The organism is Subsaximicrobium wynnwilliamsii (assembly GCF_007997225.1).
In the GTDB taxonomy this organism is placed as follows: Bacteria; Bacteroidota; Bacteroidia; order Flavobacteriales; family Flavobacteriaceae; genus Psychroserpens; species Psychroserpens wynnwilliamsii.
This window is the reverse complement of the sequence record NZ_VORM01000005.1, coordinates 118,266-138,419: the sequence shown is the minus strand read 5'-3', so window position 1 is coordinate 138,419 and position 20,154 is coordinate 118,266. Positions and strand designations below refer to the sequence as shown.

Below are 20,154 nucleotides of genomic sequence, written 5' to 3'. Positions count from 1 at the left end.
AAACTAAAAATGAACCAACCTTTAGCATACGTACATCCTGGCGCAAAAATCGCAAAGAATGTGGTTATAGAACCATTTACAACTATTTACAGTAATGTTACCATTGGAGAGGGCACCTGGATTGGCAGCAATGTCACAATTATGGAGGGCGCTCGTATTGGTAAGAACTGCAGTATTTTCCCGGGTTCGGTAATTTCTGCGATTCCGCAAGACCTTAAATATAATGATGAGGATACTTTGACTGTTATTGGAGACAATGTAACCATAAGAGAATGCGTGACCATTAATAGAGGTACAACCGATAAAATGAAAACCGTCATTGGCGATAATTGTTTGATCATGGCCTATTGCCATATTGCGCACGATTGTATTGTGGGCAACAATTGTATTTTCTCAAATAGCAGTACACTCGCAGGTCATATTACAGTAGGTGATTATGTGGTTTTGGCGGGTATGACCGCGGTACACCAATTCTGTTCCATTGGCAACCATGCTTTTGTGACCGGTGGATCTTTGGTGCGAAAAGACGTTCCGCCTTATGTGAAAGCTGCCAGAGAACCATTATCTTACGTCGGAATCAATTCCGTAGGGTTGAGACGTCGCGGTTTTTCTGCGGAAAAAATCCGTGAAGTACAGAATATTTATCGTATTCTCTATCAGAAAAATTACAATAACACACAGGCTTCAGATTTGATTGAAGCTGAAATGGAAGCCACTCCCGAACGTGACGAGATCCTTCAGTTCATAAAAAATTCCCATCGTGGCATCATGAAGGGGTATTTCAAATCGAGTTCTTAAAAGGCTTATCCATAAGTAGCAAATCTTCCGCGGAAGCGCAAAAGCTGTGCAACACTAAACAAATTAACAACAAACAACTTCACAAGATATGGCATCAACATCAGACATCAGAAACGGATTGTGCATTAGGTATAATCACGACATCTATAAAATCACAGAATTTTTACATGTTAAACCTGGAAAAGGGCCAGCATTTGTGCGCACCAAAATGAAAAGCGTAACAACTGGTAAAGTTTTGGACAACACATTTTCCGCAGGACATAAAATTGAGGACGTGCGGGTGGAGACTCATAAATTTCAGTATCTATATCACGATGGCGAGTTTTTTCATTTTATGAATCAGGAAGATTACACGCAAATCCGTTTGACCGAAGCAGCCCTTGATCGTCCCGATTTATTAAAGGAAGGTGAAGTCGTAACTGTTTTGATCAATACCGAAGACAATATGCCATTATCGGTAGATATGCCAGCAAGCGTTGTGCTCGAAGTGACTCATGCCGATCCAGGAGTGAAAGGCAATACCGCAACCAACGCCACAAAACCCGCAACGGTGGAAACAGGGGCAGAGGTTAACGTACCGCTGTTTATCAATGAAGGTGACAAAATTAGAATTGAAACCGAAAAAGGCACCTACAAAGAACGCGTCAAGGAATAACAACGCGATGTATCGCAATGTTATCCCGTAGCGACGCGATTCATCGCGTCGAACAGAAGCAGACCAACAACGCGATTCATCGCGTCGAACAGAAGCAGACCAACAACGCGATTCATCGCGTCGAACAGAATCGGACCAACAACGCGATTCATCACATCGAACAATGTTATCCCGTAGCGACGAGATTCATCGCGTCGAACAAAAACAGAACAACAACGCGATTCATCGCGTCAAACGGAATCGGTACAACAACGCGATTCATCGCATCAAACCCCAATAACGATTCGCATCATCAACCAAACGCCCATAAAATGAAATTCCCAAAACCACATACCCTAAAAGAGATTGCCGAATTGATTCATTCGGAATATGTTGGTGCCGAAGATTTTCCAGTGCTTGGTATGAATGAGATCCATGTTGTGGAACCTGGCGATATTGTTTTTGTAGATCATCCAAAATATTATGACAAAGCGCTCTTATCTGCAGCGACAATTGTGCTTATCAATAAGCAAGTGGATTGTCCCGAAGGAAAGGCGCTCTTGATAAGTGATGATCCATTTAGGGACTTCAATAAGCTAACTCAGCATTTCAAACCGTTTCAAGCTTCTAAATCCGCAAAGGCCGAATCTGCCAAAATTGGAAAAAACACCATTGTGCAACCCAATTGTTTTATTGGCAACAATGTGAAAATTGGCAACGATTGTGTGATCCATTCTAACGTGAGCATCTATGATGATACTATTATTGGCAATCATGTAACCATTCATGCAGGTAGCGTTTTAGGCGCCAATGGATTTTATTATAAAAAGCGTCCAGAAGGTTTTGACCAACTGAAGTCAGGTGGTCGCGTAGTCATCCATGATCACGTTGATATTGGCGCGCTTTGTACCATTGATAAAGGAGTCACTGGCGACACTACAATTGGCGAGGGCTCTAAATTGGATAACCAAATCCAGGTTGGCCACGATACCATTATCGGAAAAAAATGCTTGATTGCAGCGCAGGTTGGCATTGCAGGTTGCGTCGTCATTGAGGATGAAGTGACCATCTGGGGACAAGTAGGCATTGCTAGCGGTTTAAGACTCGCAAAAGGAAGCGTAATCCTCGCACAATCAGGCCTAGGTCACGACACTCAAGAAGGCAAGAGTTATTTTGGATCACCCGCCAAATTGGCTCGTGATGAATACAGGGAAATGGCTTATATCAAGCAAATTCCAGAACTAATTAAAAAATTAAATCAACAATAAATGTCAGCAAAATCAGTAGTCCAAAAATTTTTAGATTCAGATTTGGCCAAAGATCAAGAAACAATCGATTTATTTCACAAGGATTGTAAACTAAATTGGCACAGCAGCAAAGGCTTTACCGAGATAGACTATAACGGTATTGCCAGTAAGTTAAAGGCAATTCAAAAATCTTATGAGTCTTTTACATATAGCTATAGCCATATTTTGCAAGATGGCCACTTTGTCACATCGCGAAGTACGATTTACGTAACCTCCATTGAGCGTCGGGAAAAGGAAGATGCTTTGGCCCATTTCATCTCTATATGGGAAGTTAAAGATGGCAAATTGTACAAAGGTTATGAAATAAGTCAATTGGCAGATAGTGGTTCAAGCAGTTTAAATTCTTTTGCCGAAATAAAAGTCTAGGAAAGACTTTATAAATACTTCTTAAAACTTTACTTTTGCTTTTAAGGTCGATAGCAGTTGCAAAAGACTTCATTATTTAAAAAATATATAAATCAAATAAGCACTCATGAGCGTATTAGTAAATAAGGATTCAAAAATAATTGTACAAGGATTTACAGGCAGTGAAGGTACTTTTCACGCCGGCCAAATGATAGATTACGGCACCAATGTAGTTGGTGGTGTAACTCCAGGAAAGGGCGGACAAAAACATTTAGATAAACCAGTTTTCAATACCGTGGCAGAAGCGGTTAAAGAAGTTGGAGCAGATACAACAATTATTTTTGTACCACCAGCTTTTGCTGCAGACGCCATTATGGAAGCTGCCGACGCTGGCATCAAGGTCATCATCACGATAACTGAGGGAATTCCTGTTGCCGATATGATCAAAGCTGCCGAATACATTAAACATAAAGCGTGTAGATTAATTGGCCCTAACTGTCCAGGAGTCATCACGCCAGGTGAGGCTAAGGTTGGCATCATGCCAGGTTTCGTGTTCAAAAAAGGCACTGTAGGTATTGTTTCCAAATCTGGGACATTAACCTATGAAGCTGCAGACCAAGTGGTAAAACAAGGTTTGGGTATTACTACTGCCATAGGTATTGGTGGTGATCCCATAATTGGCACTACAACTAAGGAGGCGGTTGAGATGTTGATCAACGATGAAGAAACGGAATGTGTGGTCATGATTGGCGAAATTGGAGGTCAATTAGAATCTGACGCAGCAAAATGGTACCAAAACAGTGGCAGCAAAAAGCCAGTAATTGGTTTTATTGCTGGTGTGACGGCACCTGCCGGAAGAACTATGGGACACGCTGGCGCTATTGTTGGCGGTAGTGATGATACCGCACAAGCTAAAAAAGCGATCTTAAAAGAATGTGGCATCCACGTTGTGGAATCTCCTGCTGAAATAGGTAAAAAAGTAGCAGAAGTATTGAATAAAAAATAAGCTTCTAAAGCACATCAAAATAGAACTTTTCTAAGGTTCACCATTTATAAAACCTCACAATTCCTTTTGAATTTGTGAGGTTTTTTAGTATTAAAACAGCATCTAATTATTATATTTGGTTGCAAGTTTATAAATGGATCCGTATTGAAAATTCAAGGATCTTTTGACGACTAAAGCAAGTTTAAAATTTTATGGATTTCGAAAACAATTCACAAAAGACCAAACGCATTATATTTAATAAGTTATAATTACATCACATGAAACTATTAGAAGGAAAAACCGCCATCATTACAGGTGCCAGTAGAGGCATAGGCAAGGGTATTGCTGAAGTATTTGCCAAACACGGCGCCAATGTGGCATTTACGTACAGCTCCTCGGTAGAGGCTGCCAATGCATTGGAAAAAGAATTAAATACGGAAGGCATCAAAGCCAAAGGCTACAAAAGTGATGCCTCCAGTTTTGATGAATCCCAAAAACTAGCGGAAGACGTCTTGGCAGAATTCGGCAGCATTGATATTTTGGTCAATAACGCTGGGATCACGAAAGACAATCTACTCATGAGAATGAGCGAGGACGATTTCGATAAGGTCATTGAGGTCAATTTAAAATCGGTTTTTAATATGACTAAAGCGGTACAGCGCAGCATGCTCAAGCAGCGTAAAGGATCCATCATCAATATGAGTTCTGTTGTGGGCGTTAAAGGGAATGCCGGCCAAACCAATTATGCAGCCTCTAAGGCAGGGATTATTGGGTTTTCAAAGTCTGTTGCTTTAGAATTGGGCTCCAGAAACATCAGGAGCAACGTGATCGCGCCAGGATTTATAGAGACCGAAATGACCGCAAAATTAGATGAGGAAACCGTAAAGGGTTGGAGAAATGCCATTCCTTTGAAACGAGGTGGCACGCCAGAGGACATCGCCAATGCCTGTGTGTTTTTGGCCAGTGACCTATCTGCTTACATCACAGGACAGACCTTGAATGTGGATGGTGGGATGTTGACTTAGGTACTAATTTTGAATATTGATGATGATCATTGATGTATTCCAATCGAAAATGATAAAGAAAGAAAAGATGAAGCCCTTATGCTTTATTGCATTGGCTCTAATTTGTTTGACGTGTCAAGAAAATCACAGATCCACTAATCAAACTTCACAAACCCCACCTAAGGAATTAAGGGATATGGCGATGGAAGGGATTACGATTGAGTTCATTTTTGATAGAAATAAACCTACCCACGGCGATTTGTTTTTGATGACTGGTGCTGAAGACCCTGATTTCCCACCAGAACATAAACAGTACGAGCAACTAAAATCCTTGGGCTTATCTCAGATTGACGATGCTTATTTTGGAATTCCAAATGAACCGGGCAACATCAATAATGAACTAGGGTTTTTGCTGATTCCAAAACAAATCAATTACGATGGAAATGCGCCTTTTGATTCGGTTTTAATGGATTACGTACCCTTGAGATCTGAAGCCAAAAGAGCCGATTTGGTTAAACGGATATGCTCTGAGTTTAAAGAAAATTTAGATGTGAGCATACTGTTTGAAGGAGAAGAACTAAATGATCTTGAAATTATTAATGACAAAATTGATGCGATCATTGCGTATTGCAGGGCAGAATTAAAAGTAGAACCGGGCTCAGTTGAAGCAATCGCGCTCTTGGAGAGAGACTATACGGAATAGGTTTCCAAATGTTTCACTATATAGTACTGTAATTGTTTTGTGTAGTTGAATGGAGTCATGCTTGCTATTTGGCACATAAAAATAAATTTTCAAATCATGAGATTTTTGAACGTAAAACGAAGCTTAGGTCGCATCGCAGTATTATTAGAACTCAAACTTTATTTTTACCCGAATATGGAATCACAGATTTCAAATACGGAATTTCACTCGGTTAGGGAATTGGATTTGCCCTTACCGCTAATTGTAGGAAACCTAAGATTTAATGCTTAGGTTTGTTCAGACCAACATAAAACCTGATTAAAAGCATATAGTGCAAACCCAAACCCTGATATATATCATTTTAGCAATTTTAGTAGCGCTAGCATTAGCGCTTTTTCAATATATCTATAAGTCAAAAAAGCAAGGCAAAATCTATTGGTTTTTAGCGGCATTACGATTTATGACCGTATTATCGATTCTGTTGCTGCTTATCAATCCTAAGTTTGATAGCGTCACTTATTACAATGAAAAACCTAATTTATTAATCGCAGTCGATAATTCTGAATCGGTTGCGTATTTAAAGCAGGACACAAAAGCCAAAGCGCTTTTAGAGACGCTTAGACAGGATGAAGCTTTGAACGAGCGCTTTGATCTCGAATTTTATAGCTTCGGAAAAGAGCTCATTCCATTAGATACTTTAGCCTTTAATGAGAAGCAGTCCAATTTGGCCAAGGTCTTTGAACGTTTTTCTGAGGTTTTCAATAATGCTGTATCACCAACGGTATTGATTTCCGACGGAAACCAGACTTACGGCAGCGATTATGTGTATCTGGCCAAAAAATACAAACATCCTATTTTTCCAGTGATTTTGGGAGATACCACAAGGTTTGCCGATTTAAAGATCGAGCAGCTCAACGTAAACCGTTACGCATTTCTCAAGAACAAATTCCCTGTAGAAATCATTGCCAACTATAGTGGCACTTCCGCCATAAACACCCAATTGAAAGTTTCGTCGGGGACTGCCACCGTGTTCTCAAAACCTTTAAGTTTCAGTAAGGACAATACCTCACAAATCGTCAACTTTAACTTGCCGGCAAACCGGGTGGGTATTGGAACTTATAAAGCGGAATTGCTTCCGATGGATAATGAACAGAATACCATAAATAATGTCAAGAATTTTGCTGTCGAAGTGATTGATCAAAAAACAAATGTGGCAATTGTTTCAGAAATTATCCATCCCGATTTAGGCACATTCAAAAAAGCCATAGAGCGTAACGAGCAACGTCAAGCAAGTATTTTAAATGTTCAAGAATTTTTAAAACAATCAAATGATTTTCAATTGGTTATAGCATATCAACCTACAAATGACTTTAAGTTGCTTTTTGAGGAAGTTGATCGTTTAAAACTCAATAAAATTGTGGTTGCAGGTACAAATACCAATTGGTCACAATTGAATAAGATACAAACCAATTATAAACAACAAATTACAAATCAAACTGAAGAATTTCAACCTACGCTCAACCAAAACTATGGGGCTTTCATTGTTGATGATCTCAATTTCGAGGATTTTCCACCACTGAAATCAGAATTTGGTGAAACCAATTTTTTAGTGCCAACAGAAACAATTCTGTATAAAACCATCAATGGCATTCAAATCGATGAACCTATGATTGCCACTTTTGAAGTCAATGAGCGCAGAGAAGCACTCATATTGGGCGAGGGGATTTGGCGCTGGCGTGCCCAAACTTATTTCGACGAAGGTAGCTTCAACAACTTTGATGATTTTGTGGGTAAATTGGTGCAGTATTTAAGCAGCAACAAAAGACGTTCTAGATTGAACGTCAACTATGAATCTTTCTATAATGGCAATGAAAATGTGATCCTAAGTGCACAATTTTTCAACAAGAATTACGAGTTTGATGCCAATGCCAATTTAGAGATTTTGCTTGATAATAAGGATACCGATAAAACCACAAGAATCCCTTTTGTGCTAAACACAACTAATTATCAAGTGGATTTGAGTGGATTAGAGGCTGGCGACTACAGCTTTAAAGTGAATGTGGCTTCTGAAAATATTTCTAAAGCCGGTGATCTTAAAATATTGGATTACAACGTAGAACAGCAATTTCTCAATGCCAATGTTTCGAAGATGGAAACGATTGCCATGGACACTGATGGAAGGTCCTATTTCATTGATCAAACAAATGCCTTTACTTCAGATTTATTGAACGATTCTCGTTTCGCTATCGTGCAGAAAAGCAGTAAAAATGTCGTACCTTTGATAGATATCAAATACCTTCTAGCCTTAATGATGTTCTGCTTGTTTGCAGAGTGGTTTATAAGAAAGTATAACGGATTAATTTAAGAAAGAATATTTATGGAAAAATTACCTAAAGGAGGTGCATTTGCACTTATCCTAATTATTGCGCTTGTCATTATAATATTTAAATCTGTGGTTACCATTGACTCTGGTCATGCAGGTGTGCTCTATCAACTTAGTGGTGGTGTTGACCCCGAAAAAGATCCTTTACAAGAAGGCCTCAATTTCGTGGCACCTTGGAACAGTGTGATTGATTACGAAGTGAGACAACAAGCTTTGTCTGAAAAAATGTCTGCACTATCCTCCAACGGTTTGGATATTGCGTTAGATGCGACTGTCTTGTTTCAGCCCGATTATGAGAATTTGAGTAGATTGCACAAAGAAAAGGGTAAAGAATATGTGAGTAGAGTCTTGCAGCCCGCTATCAGAAGTGCCGCCAGAAGTGTGGTTGGACGTTACACCCCAGAACAATTGTACTCGAGCAAACGTGACGCCATTCAGGATGAGATATTTGAAGAAACAAACAAAATCGTCTCAAGTCAATACATTCAATTAAATGATATCCTAATTCGTGACGTGACTTTACCACCAACCATCAAACAAGCGATTGAGCGTAAATTGAAACAAGAACAAGAATCCTTGGAGTATGAGTTTAGATTGGTAACTGCCGATAAAGAAGCTCAAAAAGTACGTATCGAAGCCCAAGGTAAAGCCGATGCCAATAAAATTTTGAGTGCATCCTTGACCGATAAGATTTTACAGGATAAAGGTATTGATGCGACCATGAAGTTAGCAGAATCGCCTAATAGCAAAGTTATTGTGATTGGTTCTGGAGATTCTGGCCTTCCAATTATTTTGGGCAATCAATAAGCTTAAGATAATTTTATGAACATCGCATTAGGGTTTATAAAAATAAATTGGCGATCTTTGCAACACCAAAAGATAAAACATGACAACTATTCAATTTCATCATCATTTTCACACTGGCCATCAAGCGAGCTGAAAATGTATTGAATACTTTCAATTTATATTTTAAACCCGTTTGAGCTAATCGAACGGGTTTTTTTATTTTATTCCTGTGAAAACAGGATTTTCATTTATACTATACCTCAAAAACGAACATTTAAAAATGACTAAACTAAGAATTGCAGTTCAAAAATCAGGACGATTGCACGATGATTCCATGAAAATCCTCAATGAAATCGGAATTTCTATAGACAATGGCAAAGACCAACTCAAGGCGTCTGCCAAAAATTTTCCTTTGGAAGTATTTTACCTTCGCAATGGCGACATCCCGCAGTATTTAATAGATGGTGTGGTTGATGCAGCCATTATTGGGGAAAATGTATTGATTGAGAAAGGTGGCGCCATTTCCATTGTCGAGAAATTGGGTTTTTCAAGCTGCAAGGTTTCTATTGCGGTTCCCAAATCAGCAAAATATAGTGGCGTTCAGGATTTGGAAGGGAAGCGCATCGCAACCTCTTATCCAAACACGGTTAAGCAATTCTTGGAAAAGCACAACATAAACGCACATTTGCACATTATTAATGGTTCTGTGGAAATTGCTCCGAACATCGGTTTGGCAGATGCCATCGTTGATATTGTTTCCAGCGGAAGCACTTTATTCAAGAATGGATTAAAGGAAGTGGAAGTGCTTTTAAAATCGGAAGCAGTGCTGGCGGTGTCTCCCATGATTTCTGCGAAAAATAAAGCAACTCTGGATAAACTTCAGTTTAGGTTACAATCCGTTTTACTCGGAAGGCAAAGCAAATATGTTCTGCTTAACGCACCAAATGAAAAATTAGAGGAAATAATGGCGATTTTACCGGGTATGAATAGTCCTACCATCTTACCTTTGGCAAGGGAAGGCTGGAGTTCTTTGCACTCTGTGATCAACAAAAATGATTTTTGGGAAGTCATCGACGGACTCAAAAAGCACGGAGCTGAGGGGATTCTAGTTTGCCCAATCGAAAACATGGTACTCTAAATTCCAGCTCATTTTACCTACCGACAGGTAGGGGCAGGAATCTTATGAACTGAAAAGCAAATTTTGAAACTAGCAATTACACGTCCAGTTAAGAAGGAGATAAGCGCGTCCAGCGTCTAACACAATTGAGGAAAAAACCCCACGCAGAAATTCCATGAACTGAAAAACAAATTTCAAATCAAGCAATTAAGTACCAGCGCGATCAGTGCCCAATAAATGTAACCAAAGGAAGATGTGTAGGAGGCATGGTTTGAAAACTGATCTAAAATAGAATTTTATACCAGTCTTTTAGTAACCAAACAGAGCGGTCAAGGCCCAAACAAAATGAATTCTTATGAACCTGCCGGCAGGCATGTTTCGTAAAATTCATATCAATTCGTTTTAATTCGTAAAATTCGCATCTAATAATGAACAAAGTATTCAACCCAGATAAATCCACGTGGTCAGCGCTTTTAAAACGCCCTACCCAAAGTTTGGAAAATATTGAGCAAACCGTCAATGATATCTTCAGCGACGTACAACGCAATGGCGAGGCAGCCATTTCAAAATACACCGAAATGTTTGATGCCGTCAAAGTTGAGACGCTTTTGGTTTCCGAAGCAGAAATTATTGAGGCCTCGACAAAAGTTTCCGAAGCATTAAAGCAAGCCATTCAGGTCGCCAAACAAAATATTGAAGTGTTTCATACCGCCCAAAAAACAGAACGAATAAGTCTGGAAACCACAAAAGGCGTACAGTGTTGGCAGGAAAAGCGCCCCATCCAAAAGGTAGGACTCTATATCCCAGGAGGCACAGCGCCCTTGTTTTCCACAGTTTTGATGTTGGCAATACCAGCAAACATTGTTGGCAGTAAGGAGATTGTATTGTGTTCGCCACCAAACAAGCAAGGCAAGATTGCCAATGAGATTTTGTATGCAGCGCAATTGTGTGGCGTAACCAAAATTGCTAAGGTTGGAGGTATCCAAGCCATTGCAGGCTTGACTTTTGGTACGGAAAACATTCCACAGGTCTATAAAATTTTTGGTCCAGGAAATCAATATGTCACGGTCGCCAAACAATTGGCTACCAAACATGGGGTTGCTATTGATATGCCTGCCGGTCCAAGTGAGCTGCTGGTAGTTGCAGATGACTCGGCCAATGCAAGTTTTGTGGCTTCCGATTTGTTGAGCCAAGCCGAGCATGGTGCCGACAGCCAAGTGATTTTGGTTTCTACTTCCAAGCAATTGATTGAAGATGTTTCTGAAGCTGTAGCACAACAATTACAGCAGCTCCCAAGAAAAGACATGGCTCAAAAAGCGATCGACAACTCAAAACTCATATTTGTAGCATCACATGAGATGGCTTTGGAACTCATAAATGCCTATGCCCCCGAACATTTTATCATTTGCACAGAAAATGAAGCTTTTTACACCGAAAATATCATCAACGCTGGTTCGGTATTTATAGGTAATTACACGCCAGAAAGTGCTGGCGATTATGCCTCGGGCACCAATCACACCTTGCCAACCAACGGTTTTAGCAGAGCGTATTCGGGTGTGAATCTGGATAGTTTTACCAAAAGCATCACGTTTCAGAAAATCACAAAAGAAGGCATCAAAACAATTGGCCACAGCATTGAACTCATGGCGGAAGCAGAAGGTTTACGGGCACATAAAAATGCGGTAAGCTTAAGATTAAAGGATTTAGAAAAAGAATTTTAATAGTGCAAGCAAATCGGAAAAGACCTACCAGGTTTTTAAAACCTGTTAGGTCTAATTAACATAACCATGACCAAAAATTTTAACATACAAAACCTACTTAGAGACAACATCAAATCCCTAAAATCCTATTCTTCAGCAAGAGATGAGTTTCAAGCGGCTTCTAGCGATTTGGTGTTTTTAGATGCCAATGAAAATCCGTTTGAGAATGGCGTTAACCGTTATCCAGATCCGCAACAAATAAAACTCAAACAGCGATTATCTCAATTGAAGGGAATTCCTAGCAATCAAATTTTGCTTGGCAATGGCAGCGATGAAGTGCTGGATTTGATCTTCAGGGCTTTTTGTGAGCCCAACCGGGATAATGTTTTGACCTTACCACCAACTTATGGCATGTACAGTGTCTTGGCGAATCTCAATGCCATTGAAGTCATCGAGATTGCTTTGGACACCCATTTTGAACCTAAAGTAGAGGCGATATTAAAAGCTTCAAATTCGCATTCAAAACTACTGTTTCTATGTTCGCCTAATAATCCTACTGCGAACAGTTTTAAGTCGGCAAGCATAGAAAAATTGATTAAAAACTTCAACGGACTCGTAGTCATCGACGAGGCTTATATCGATTTTTCAAAGGTAGAAAGTTGGGTGTCGCGATTGGCAGTGTTTCCAAATCTTATCGTGACCCAAACCCTTTCCAAAGCTTATGGCTTGGCAGGTATTCGTTTGGGGATTTGTTACGCTTCCGCGGAAATTATCGCAATTTTAAACCGCATCAAGCCACCATACAATATTAATGAACTTACTCAGCAAAAGGCTTTGGAACGCTTGAATGATCCAGCTCAAGTTTCTGAGGAAATTCAAAAATTAGTGCAACAGCGGGAATGGTTGATTTCAGAATTAAAGCAGATTGCTTTTGTTGGAACCGTATATCCTTCCGACGCTAATTTTATTTTAGCTAAAGTGGATGATGCCAATAAACGCTATTCCGAATTGATAAAACAAGGGATTGTGGTTAGAAACCGCACCAATCAAGTAGGTTGTGAAAATTGCCTGCGATTTACGGTGGGTACACAAATGGAGAACATAAAATTAATTAAAGCATTACAAGACCTCACAGGTTTTTAAAACCTGTGAGGTCTAATTAATATCAAAATCATGAAACGCATATTATTTATAGACCGCGACGGAACACTGATTAAAGAACCAGCAGACGAACAAATCGATAGTTTTGAAAAGTTGGAATTTTACCCCAAAGTGTTTCAATATTTAAGTAGGATCGCCAAGGAATTAGACTTTGAAATCGTCATGATTACTAACCAGGATGGCTTGGGAACAGCGGTATATCCTGAAAACACCTTTTGGCCGGTCCACAATTTCATGTTGCAGACTTTTGAGGCGGAAGGCATTGTTTTTAAAGAACAATTTATTGATAGAACCTTCGCCAAGGATAACGCAGCCACACGCAAACCCAACACTGGTTTATTGACACAGTATTTTACGGCGGATTATGATTTGGCAAATTCCTTCGTGATTGGCGATCGATTAACGGATATTGAATTGGCCAAGAATTTGGGTGCAAAAGGCATATTTATCAATGACCATACGCATTTAGGAACCGATGAAATCACGGTAAAGCGGGATGCTTTAGAAGACTTTATCGCGTTGGAATCCAACGATTGGGAGTCCATCTATAAGTTTTTGAAAACAGATGCCAGAACCGGAAGCATTATACGTAATACCAACGAAACCAAAATCAAAATCGTTTTAAATCTCGATGGCACCGGAAAAAGTAACATTGACACGGGAATCGCTTTTTTTGACCACATGCTCGACCAAATAGCGAGACATGGCCAATTGGATTTAAACGTTGATGTCAAAGGCGATCTGGAAGTTGATGAGCACCATACCATTGAAGATACCGCGATTGCTTTGGGCGAGGTTTTTGCCAGCACTTTAGGCAATAAATTGGGCATTGAGCGTTACGGATTTTCTTTACCAATGGACGATTGCTTCGCACAGGCAGCCATAGACTTTGGCGGCAGGAACTGGTTGGTTTGGGAAGCCGATTTTAAGCGTGAGATGATTGGCAAAATGCCTACGGAAATGTTTTACCATTTCTTCAAATCCTTTACAGACGGTGCCAAATGCAATCTCAATATCAAGGCAGAAGGCAATAACGAACACCATAAAATAGAAGCGATTTTCAAGGCTTTCGCAAAAGCCATAAAGATGGCGGTAAAACGCGATGTAGAAAAGATGATTTTACCGAGTACTAAAGGGATGTTATAATAAAAAATCCACCTAGTTTTAAGCAGGTGGGTTTTAAAGCATTTCTAAGCCTTGGGAAAGTAGTTCTCAATTGTTGTTATCGCCTGAAGTTTCATAAACAAAATATATCTAAAATTGAAAATTGTAATAATCGATTACGGCGCAGGAAACACCAAGAGTGTTCAATTTGCGATGAAACGTTTGGGCGTGGAAGCTATTTTGAGCGATGATGCCGAAATTATCAAAAATGCAGATAAAGTGATATTTCCGGGCGTGGGGGAGGCAAGCTCGGCCATGAAAATGCTAGCGTCAAAAGAATTGGACAAGCTAATCCCTACTTTAAAACAACCAGTTTTAGGCATTTGTTTGGGGATGCAATTGATGTGCACTTTTTCTGAAGAAGGACAAACAAAAGGGCTGGGAATTTTTGATGTACAGGTCAAGAAATTCAACAATCAGCTCAAAGTCCCGCAAATGGGATGGAACAGTATTTTCAGCTTAAAATCGGACTTGTTAAAGGACATCAAAAACGATGAATTCATGTATCTTGTGCATAGTTTTTACGCAGAAATCTGTGAGCAAACCATCGCCACCACCAATTACGGATTAGATTACAGTTCGGCCTTACAAAACGACAACTTTTATGGGGTCCAATTTCATCCTGAAAAAAGCAGTACAGCGGGAGAACAGATTTTGAGAAATTTTTTAGAAATAAGTTAAGTTAGATGTCAGCTATTAAATATTAGAAGTTTGAAATTGAGCAAGCCATGATGTTTTGAAATAATTAATAGCTTAAATCTTTCAATGATGAAAAACGAACTTATCAAACGCACTCAAAGGTATGCTCTAGACTGTTGGAAATTTTGTTTTAAGGTTCCGAAATCAAGAGCATATAATGCTTTTGTAGATCAATTGATTCGATGTTCAAGTTCTGTTGCCGCGAATTATCGTGCATCACAACGCGCTTAATCTACAGCCGACTTTATAAATAAACTAAAGATTGTTGAAGAAGAGGCTGATGAAACGGTTTATTGGTTAGAGATTTTTGAAGAAGTTTTACCAGAACACAAAGATGAAATCCTTAGGCTGATAAAAGAAGGTTCGGAATTATTGGCAATTACAGTAGCATCAATTAATACGGCTAAAAGGAACCAAAATAAAAAATAATGTCAGAAGCATCAAATAAACCATTTATAATTTTCAACTTTTAACTTCTAATATTGAATATCTAACTTCAGCAAATGAGAATCATACCAGCAATAGACATCATAGACGGAAAATGTGTACGCCTAACCAAAGGCGATTACGACACCAAAAAAATCTATAACGAGAATCCAGTGGAAGTGGCCAAGAAATTTGAGGCTGCTGGTATCGAATATCTGCATCTCGTGGATTTGGATGGCGCAAAGGCCAATCACATTGTAAATTATAAGGTTTTGGAGCTTATTGCCTCAAAAACCACTTTGAAGATCGATTTTGGTGGTGGCCTAAAATCCAACGAGGATTTGCATATTGCCTTTAATTGCGGTGCCAAACAAATCACTGGTGGCAGTATTGCCGTAAAAGACAGTAACACTTTTGAAGCGTGGCTCTCAAAATACGGAGGCACTAAAATTATTTTAGGTGCCGACTGCCATAAGGAAAAAATAGCGGTGAATGGCTGGCAGGAAGAAAGCGATATGGAAGTTCTGCCATTTATCAAAAGCTACGTCAGCAAGGGCATTCAATATGTGATATGCACAGATATTGCCAAGGATGGCATGCTCGAAGGCCCTTCCTTTGAATTATATAAAAAAATACTTTCAGAATCAAAAGACATTAAACTCATAGCTTCTGGTGGCATCACGTCTATAGAAGACCTCAATAAATTGGAAGATTTGGGTTGTGAAGCTGCGATTATAGGCAAAGCCTTATACGAAGGGCATATTGCCTTAAAAGATTTGGAACTGCATGGTTAGGTTTTATTGTTTCTAAGACCTCGTAAATCTAAAAATGAACTGTTATCAGTACCGAAACCTATCCCATTAAGTTTAATTAAAAGAGTCCCGCCTCTACATATTGGCAGACACTGCTCAGGAAAACTATGCTCACAAAACGAATCATTCCTTGTTTGGATATTAAGAACGGAAGAACCGTAAAAGGAGTCAACTTCGTGGATTTACGCGATGCTGGTGACCCAGTGGAACTCGCGAAGCAATACGCCGAGTTAGGTGCCGATGAATTGGTATTTCTCGATATTTCAGCAACCTTGGAAGGTAGAAAGACCATGATTGATATGGTGCTGAAGGTTGCAGAACACGTGAATATTCCGTTTACCGTTGGTGGCGGCATTTCTTCTGTTGAAGATGTGGATGTGCTTTTGAAATCGGGAGCCGATAAAGTCTCTATAAATTCTTCCGCAGTGAAACGCCCAGAACTGGTTACAGAACTTGCCAATAAATTCGGGAGCCAATGTGTGGTGGTTGCCATTGACGCCAAACAAATCAATGGCGAATGGTTGGTGCATTTGGCTGGTGGCACAGTGCCAACAGATTTGAACCTGTTCGATTGGGCCAAGGAAGTAGAAGAACGCGGTGCAGGCGAAATCTTATTTACCTCTATGAACAACGATGGTACCAAAGCAGGATTCGCAAATGAAGCCCTGGCAAAACTGTCTGAAACTTTGAATATTCCAATCATTGCCTCGGGAGGCGCAGGGAGTGTTCAACATTTTGTGGACAGCTTCAAAATAGGAAAAGCAGATGCAGCTTTGGCGGCAAGTGTGTTTCATTTCGGGGAAATTGAAATATTGGATTTAAAACAGGAATTGAGGGCAAACGGGATTGCCATACGACTATAAAAATAAGAGTACCTCGAATTCACCAATTTTTGTAGATTGGCTACGAATAGGGATTTAAAAAAAAATGCAGGCCACTTCATAGAATTTTGGCTTTTGAATAACATCCAGTGCGCGCAAGTTATAGGAGATAAAATAAAAATTCGTGCATTCGTGGCATTAAAAAATAACATTATGAAAGTAGATTACACCAAAAACAACGGACTCATACCAGCCATCATACAAGATGCGTCTACCAAGACGGTTTTGATGCTGGGGTATATGAATGAAGAAGCACTCAAAAAAACCATTGAAACCAAATTGGTCACTTTTTTTAGCAGAAGCAAACAGCGGCTGTGGACTAAAGGCGAAGAAAGTGGTAATGTCTTAAATCTAGTGGATATCAAATTAGATTGCGATAACGACACCTTTTTGGTACGCGTGATTCCAGAAGGGCCAACCTGTCATAAGGGTTCAGATACCTGTTGGAACCAAGAGAACATACAAGATTTTGGATTCATTTCAGAATTGGAGGCCGTTATTGAAAATCGCAAAGATAATGCTTCGGAAGAAGTGTCTTACGTAGCTTCACTTTTTGCGGAAGGCATCAATAAAATCGCCCAAAAAGTAGGTGAGGAAGCCATTGAAACGGTCATTGAAGCCAAAGATGATAACGACGAGCTGTTTTTAAATGAATCTGCCGATTTACTATTTCATTACCTGATTTTGCTGCAAGCCAAAGGCTTTAAGATCAATGATGTTGTAGCTATTTTAAAGGGTAGGGAGAAGAAGTGATTTGAATCTGAAATGAGCTCAAATCAACATGAGGTCAATTTTAATGGTTATTTACATCCAAAGGTTTCGAAGCCTAGTTGCATAATTTGCAGAAATTTTTGTAGAATCCTTTCAAAATAGCGTTCTTGGGTCTATGTTTAAAAAGCGTTTTTACTATCTCATCCGTATCCAATATCTGGGCTATCGCTTTCACGGTTGGCAAAAGCAACCCAAGCTGAAAACCGTGCATTTTATGATTGATAGAACCCTCAATTACATTCTTGAGGGCAAGGAGTTCAAGTCCTTGGGTTCTGGCCGCACCGACGCAATGGTTTCGGCAAATGAAAGTGCCTTTGAGCTATTCGTTTACGAGGAAATCGAAGATGAGTCTGTGTTTTTGGAGCTATTCAATAAAAATCTTCCGCAGGATATAAGGGCTTTGGCAATTGAAGAAGTCGATGCCAATTTCAACATCATCCAAGATTCAAAAATCAAGGAATACGTTTACCTTTTTACCTATGCTGAAAAGTGCCATCCTTTTTGCGCATCGTTAATGACCACCTTCCTTGATGATTTAGATATTGAACTCATGAAAACGGGCGCAAAACTTTTTGAAGGCACGCATAATTTTAAGCCTTATTGTTTTAGAGCGACAGATGAAGGCCTTTACGAAAGAGAGGTACTGCATTGCGAACTTTCTGAAAATAGCTTATTTACCGCAAATTTCTTTCCGAAGAAAAGCTATACGCTCATTGTTAGAGGTAAAGGTTTTGGCCGAAACCAAATAAGGCTCATGATGGGCACTTTGGTTAATTTGGGTAGGGGAGACGTGACTTTGGAATATATTGAAAACTCTCTAAAAACAGATAGCACTTTGAAAATGGAGTTTATTGCGCCTGCTTCTGGACTCATTTTGAATAAGGTGGCATTTGAGTGATTTTTGCTCGCGGATCCAATACTGGCAAGCATGGCCGCCGGGTTGTCTGTGCTCACTCTTAACAAAAAAATTTCTAACTTATTAGTTCATCTTCATCTTCATCTTCATCTTCATCTTCGTCTTCATCTGCTTTAATTTTGAATAAGGAGGCATTTGAGTGTTTTTTTCTCGCAGACCTGCCTGCCGGTAGGTAGGGGCGCAGACCTGCCTGCCGGTAGGCAGGGGCGCAAAGCTGCCTGTGCTCACTCTTGACATAAAAAATTTCTATCTTATTAGTTCGTCTTCATCTTCATCTTCATCTTCATCTTCGTCTCCGTCTTCATCTGCTTTAATTTTTAATAAGGAGGCATTTGAGTGATTTTTTCTTGCGGATCCAATACTGGCAAGCATGGCCGCCGGGTTGTCTGTGCTCACTCTTGACATAAAAAATTTCTATCTTATTAGTTCGTCTTCTTCTTCATCTTCGTCTTCTTCTTCATCTTCGTCTTCGTCTTCTTCTTCATCTTCGTCTTCATCTTCGCCTTCATCTTCATCTTAATCTTCGTCTTCTTTCAAATCTTCAACCGTGCCGAGGCCATCACATTCTGCTGGGCATATTCGCCTTTTAAATATTTCAAATGGCCTACTATGGCAATCATGGCAGCATTATCTGTTGTGTATTCAAACTTTGGAATATAAGTAGTCCAACCAAATTTTGCCTCGCTTTGTTTCAGAGCTTCCCGAATGCCGGAATTTGCGGAGACGCCCCCGCCAATCGCAATATGTGTGATGCCGGTTTGCTTGCTGGCCAATTTCAGCTTATCCATCAAGATGCCAATAATGGTGTATTGAATTGAGGCACAAATGTCGTTGAGCCGTTCTTCAATAAAATTTGGGTTTGCCTTAACTTGCTTCTGAACAAAATAAAGTATCGCAGTCTTGAGTCCTGAAAAGCTGAAATTGAGTCCGTCAACCTTCGGTTTGGTAAATTTAAAGGCCTTAGGGTTTCCTAATTTGGCACGTTTGTCTATTTCTGGACCTGCAGGATATCCCAAACCGAGGAGTTTTCCGCTTTTATCAAAAGCTTCACCCACCGCATCATCAATGGTTTCGCCAATGACCTCCATATCAAAATGGTCGTTTACCTTCACGATTTGAGTATGGCCACCAGAAATGGTCAAAGCCAAAAAGGGGAACGGCGGCTTATTGAAATCCTTTTCTTCGATAAAATGTGCTAAAATATGGGCTTGCATGTGGTTGACATCAATAAGGGGTATGCCCAATCCATAGGCCAAAGATTTTGCAAATGAAGTGCCCACCAATAAAGAACCCATAAGACCGGGACCTCTAGTAAAAGCGATGGCGCTTAGTTGGGATTTATCGATCTTGGCTTTTTTCAAGGCTTGGTCAACCACTGGCACAATATGCTGTTGGTGGGCTCTTGAAGCTAATTCTGGGACCACACCACCATAGGCTTCATGTATTTTTTGATTGGCCACAACATTGCTCAAGATTTGAGCGTTGCACATGACGGCAGCTGCTGTATCGTCGCAAGAAGACTCTATGGCAAGTATGTATATTTTTTGTGATGACATTAAGCTAAGTTAGGCACAATAATTGTT

General features: G+C 39.8%; 21 protein-coding genes and 1 pseudogene. 20 read left to right on the top strand and 2 right to left on the bottom strand.

Annotated elements, in window-relative coordinates; genetic code table 11:
- Positions 1 to 9 precede the first annotated feature (9 nt).
- The 20 genes and pseudogenes from lpxA (at position 10) to ESY88_RS06350 (ending at position 18,553) form a co-directional block, all read left to right on the top strand.
- Entirely contained in the window at positions 10 to 798 is a 789-nt protein-coding gene (gene lpxA / locus ESY88_RS06440) for an acyl-ACP--UDP-N-acetylglucosamine O-acyltransferase (protein WP_147086631.1), read from the top strand.
- A gap of 88 nt (positions 799 to 886) precedes the next feature.
- Positions 887 to 1,453, top strand: coding sequence for an elongation factor P (gene efp / locus ESY88_RS06435; RefSeq protein ID WP_147086525.1), 567 nt, complete (start codon positions 887 to 889; stop codon positions 1,451 to 1,453).
- Between the two features lie 311 nt (positions 1,454 to 1,764).
- Complete coding sequence (locus tag ESY88_RS06430) at positions 1,765 to 2,700, top strand: UDP-3-O-(3-hydroxymyristoyl)glucosamine N-acyltransferase (protein WP_147086526.1); 936 nt, start codon at positions 1,765 to 1,767, stop codon at positions 2,698 to 2,700.
- Complete coding sequence (locus tag ESY88_RS06425; protein WP_147086527.1) at positions 2,701 to 3,105, top strand: nuclear transport factor 2-like protein; 405 nt, start codon at positions 2,701 to 2,703, stop codon at positions 3,103 to 3,105.
- A 106-nt stretch (positions 3,106 to 3,211) separates the two neighbouring features.
- Positions 3,212 to 4,090: a succinate--CoA ligase subunit alpha gene (gene sucD / locus ESY88_RS06420; protein WP_147086528.1), complete on the top strand. Its 879-nt coding sequence runs from the start codon at positions 3,212 to 3,214 to the stop codon at positions 4,088 to 4,090.
- Positions 4,091 to 4,347: 257 nt separating this feature from the next.
- Positions 4,348 to 5,094 carry a 3-oxoacyl-[acyl-carrier-protein] reductase gene (fabG, locus tag ESY88_RS06415; protein WP_147086529.1) on the top strand — a complete coding sequence of 249 codons (747 nt, stop codon included), beginning with the start codon at positions 4,348 to 4,350 and terminating at the stop codon, positions 5,092 to 5,094.
- A 67-nt stretch (positions 5,095 to 5,161) separates the two neighbouring features.
- Positions 5,162 to 5,776 carry a hypothetical protein gene (locus tag ESY88_RS06410; RefSeq protein ID WP_147086530.1) on the top strand — a complete coding sequence of 205 codons (615 nt, stop codon included), beginning with the start codon at positions 5,162 to 5,164 and terminating at the stop codon, positions 5,774 to 5,776.
- 96 nt (positions 5,777 to 5,872) lie between these two features.
- Positions 5,873 to 6,046, top strand: coding sequence for a hypothetical protein (locus ESY88_RS20910; RefSeq protein ID WP_189702538.1), 174 nt, complete (start codon positions 5,873 to 5,875; stop codon positions 6,044 to 6,046).
- A gap of 40 nt (positions 6,047 to 6,086) precedes the next feature.
- Positions 6,087 to 8,120 (top strand): VWA domain-containing protein, encoded by a 2,034-nt coding sequence (locus tag ESY88_RS06405; RefSeq protein WP_147086531.1) that lies wholly within the window; start codon positions 6,087 to 6,089, stop codon positions 8,118 to 8,120.
- A 12-nt stretch (positions 8,121 to 8,132) separates the two neighbouring features.
- Entirely contained in the window at positions 8,133 to 8,945 is an 813-nt protein-coding gene (locus tag ESY88_RS06400) for a prohibitin family protein (RefSeq protein ID WP_147086532.1), read from the top strand.
- Between the two features lie 259 nt (positions 8,946 to 9,204).
- Positions 9,205 to 10,062: an ATP phosphoribosyltransferase gene (hisG, locus tag ESY88_RS06395; protein WP_147086533.1), complete on the top strand. Its 858-nt coding sequence runs from the start codon at positions 9,205 to 9,207 to the stop codon at positions 10,060 to 10,062.
- 407 nt (positions 10,063 to 10,469) lie between these two features.
- Positions 10,470 to 11,762, top strand: coding sequence for a histidinol dehydrogenase (gene hisD / locus ESY88_RS06390; RefSeq protein WP_147086534.1), 1,293 nt, complete (start codon positions 10,470 to 10,472; stop codon positions 11,760 to 11,762).
- 66 nt (positions 11,763 to 11,828) lie between these two features.
- The gene (gene hisC, locus ESY88_RS06385; RefSeq protein ID WP_147086535.1) at positions 11,829 to 12,884 is read left to right on the top strand and encodes a histidinol-phosphate transaminase; all 1,056 of its coding nucleotides are present in this window, start codon (positions 11,829 to 11,831) and stop codon (positions 12,882 to 12,884) included.
- Between the two features lie 30 nt (positions 12,885 to 12,914).
- Positions 12,915 to 14,048: a bifunctional histidinol-phosphatase/imidazoleglycerol-phosphate dehydratase HisB gene (gene hisB, locus ESY88_RS06380; protein ID WP_147086536.1), complete on the top strand. Its 1,134-nt coding sequence runs from the start codon at positions 12,915 to 12,917 to the stop codon at positions 14,046 to 14,048.
- Positions 14,049 to 14,162: 114 nt separating this feature from the next.
- Positions 14,163 to 14,747: an imidazole glycerol phosphate synthase subunit HisH gene (gene hisH, locus ESY88_RS06375; protein ID WP_147086537.1), complete on the top strand. Its 585-nt coding sequence runs from the start codon at positions 14,163 to 14,165 to the stop codon at positions 14,745 to 14,747.
- Positions 14,748 to 14,831: 84 nt separating this feature from the next.
- Positions 14,832 to 15,194: pseudogene (locus ESY88_RS06370) on the top strand (four helix bundle protein).
- Positions 15,195 to 15,268: 74 nt separating this feature from the next.
- Positions 15,269 to 15,985 carry a 1-(5-phosphoribosyl)-5-[(5-phosphoribosylamino)methylideneamino]imidazole-4-carboxamide isomerase gene (gene hisA / locus ESY88_RS06365; protein WP_147086538.1) on the top strand — a complete coding sequence of 239 codons (717 nt, stop codon included), beginning with the start codon at positions 15,269 to 15,271 and terminating at the stop codon, positions 15,983 to 15,985.
- A gap of 125 nt (positions 15,986 to 16,110) precedes the next feature.
- Positions 16,111 to 16,866 carry an imidazole glycerol phosphate synthase subunit HisF gene (gene hisF / locus ESY88_RS06360; RefSeq protein ID WP_147086539.1) on the top strand — a complete coding sequence of 252 codons (756 nt, stop codon included), beginning with the start codon at positions 16,111 to 16,113 and terminating at the stop codon, positions 16,864 to 16,866.
- 171 nt (positions 16,867 to 17,037) lie between these two features.
- A complete protein-coding gene (gene hisIE, locus ESY88_RS06355; protein WP_147086540.1) occupies positions 17,038 to 17,637 on the top strand; it encodes a bifunctional phosphoribosyl-AMP cyclohydrolase/phosphoribosyl-ATP diphosphatase HisIE in 600 nt (199 codons plus the stop codon).
- 133 nt (positions 17,638 to 17,770) lie between these two features.
- Positions 17,771 to 18,553 (top strand): tRNA pseudouridine synthase A, encoded by a 783-nt coding sequence (locus ESY88_RS06350; protein ID WP_147086541.1) that lies wholly within the window; start codon positions 17,771 to 17,773, stop codon positions 18,551 to 18,553.
- A 264-nt stretch (positions 18,554 to 18,817) separates the two neighbouring features.
- Here the strand turns inward: ESY88_RS06350 and ESY88_RS20905 are convergent, their stop codons facing one another.
- Entirely contained in the window at positions 18,818 to 18,976 is a 159-nt protein-coding gene (locus ESY88_RS20905) for a hypothetical protein (protein ID WP_189702537.1), read from the bottom strand.
- A gap of 128 nt (positions 18,977 to 19,104) precedes the next feature.
- Complete coding sequence (gene tsaD / locus ESY88_RS06340) at positions 19,105 to 20,127, bottom strand: tRNA (adenosine(37)-N6)-threonylcarbamoyltransferase complex transferase subunit TsaD (RefSeq protein ID WP_147086542.1); 1,023 nt, start codon at positions 20,125 to 20,127, stop codon at positions 19,105 to 19,107.
- Between the last annotated feature and the right edge of the window lie 27 nt (positions 20,128 to 20,154).

What these genes read in the sequence shown, in the direction of transcription:
- hisC (WP_147086535.1), top strand. Translation starts at nt 11,829, where the DNA reads ATGACCAAAAATTTTAACATACAAAACCTACTTAGAGACAACATCAAA.
- fabG (WP_147086529.1), top strand. Translation starts at nt 4,348, where the DNA reads ATGAAACTATTAGAAGGAAAAACCGCCATCATTACAGGTGCCAGTAGA.
- ESY88_RS06410 (WP_147086530.1), top strand. Translation starts at nt 5,162, where the DNA reads ATGAAGCCCTTATGCTTTATTGCATTGGCTCTAATTTGTTTGACGTGT.
- hisF (WP_147086539.1), top strand. Translation starts at nt 16,111, where the DNA reads ATGCTCACAAAACGAATCATTCCTTGTTTGGATATTAAGAACGGAAGA.
- sucD (WP_147086528.1), top strand. Translation starts at nt 3,212, where the DNA reads ATGAGCGTATTAGTAAATAAGGATTCAAAAATAATTGTACAAGGATTT.
- efp (WP_147086525.1), top strand. Translation starts at nt 887, where the DNA reads ATGGCATCAACATCAGACATCAGAAACGGATTGTGCATTAGGTATAAT.
- ESY88_RS06430 (WP_147086526.1), top strand. Translation starts at nt 1,765, where the DNA reads ATGAAATTCCCAAAACCACATACCCTAAAAGAGATTGCCGAATTGATT.
- ESY88_RS06350 (WP_147086541.1), top strand. Translation starts at nt 17,771, where the DNA reads ATGTTTAAAAAGCGTTTTTACTATCTCATCCGTATCCAATATCTGGGC.
- ESY88_RS06425 (WP_147086527.1), top strand. Translation starts at nt 2,701, where the DNA reads ATGTCAGCAAAATCAGTAGTCCAAAAATTTTTAGATTCAGATTTGGCC.
- tsaD (WP_147086542.1), bottom strand. Translation starts at nt 20,127, where the DNA reads ATGTCATCACAAAAAATATACATACTTGCCATAGAGTCTTCTTGCGAC.
- ESY88_RS06400 (WP_147086532.1), top strand. Translation starts at nt 8,133, where the DNA reads ATGGAAAAATTACCTAAAGGAGGTGCATTTGCACTTATCCTAATTATT.
- hisG (WP_147086533.1), top strand. Translation starts at nt 9,205, where the DNA reads ATGACTAAACTAAGAATTGCAGTTCAAAAATCAGGACGATTGCACGAT.
- hisIE (WP_147086540.1), top strand. Translation starts at nt 17,038, where the DNA reads ATGAAAGTAGATTACACCAAAAACAACGGACTCATACCAGCCATCATA.
- hisB (WP_147086536.1), top strand. Translation starts at nt 12,915, where the DNA reads ATGAAACGCATATTATTTATAGACCGCGACGGAACACTGATTAAAGAA.
- lpxA (WP_147086631.1), top strand. Translation starts at nt 10, where the DNA reads ATGAACCAACCTTTAGCATACGTACATCCTGGCGCAAAAATCGCAAAG.
- ESY88_RS20910 (WP_189702538.1), top strand. Translation starts at nt 5,873, where the DNA reads ATGAGATTTTTGAACGTAAAACGAAGCTTAGGTCGCATCGCAGTATTA.
- hisD (WP_147086534.1), top strand. Translation starts at nt 10,470, where the DNA reads ATGAACAAAGTATTCAACCCAGATAAATCCACGTGGTCAGCGCTTTTA.
- ESY88_RS20905 (WP_189702537.1), bottom strand. Translation starts at nt 18,976, where the DNA reads ATGTCAAGAGTGAGCACAGACAACCCGGCGGCCATGCTTGCCAGTATT.
- hisA (WP_147086538.1), top strand. Translation starts at nt 15,269, where the DNA reads ATGAGAATCATACCAGCAATAGACATCATAGACGGAAAATGTGTACGC.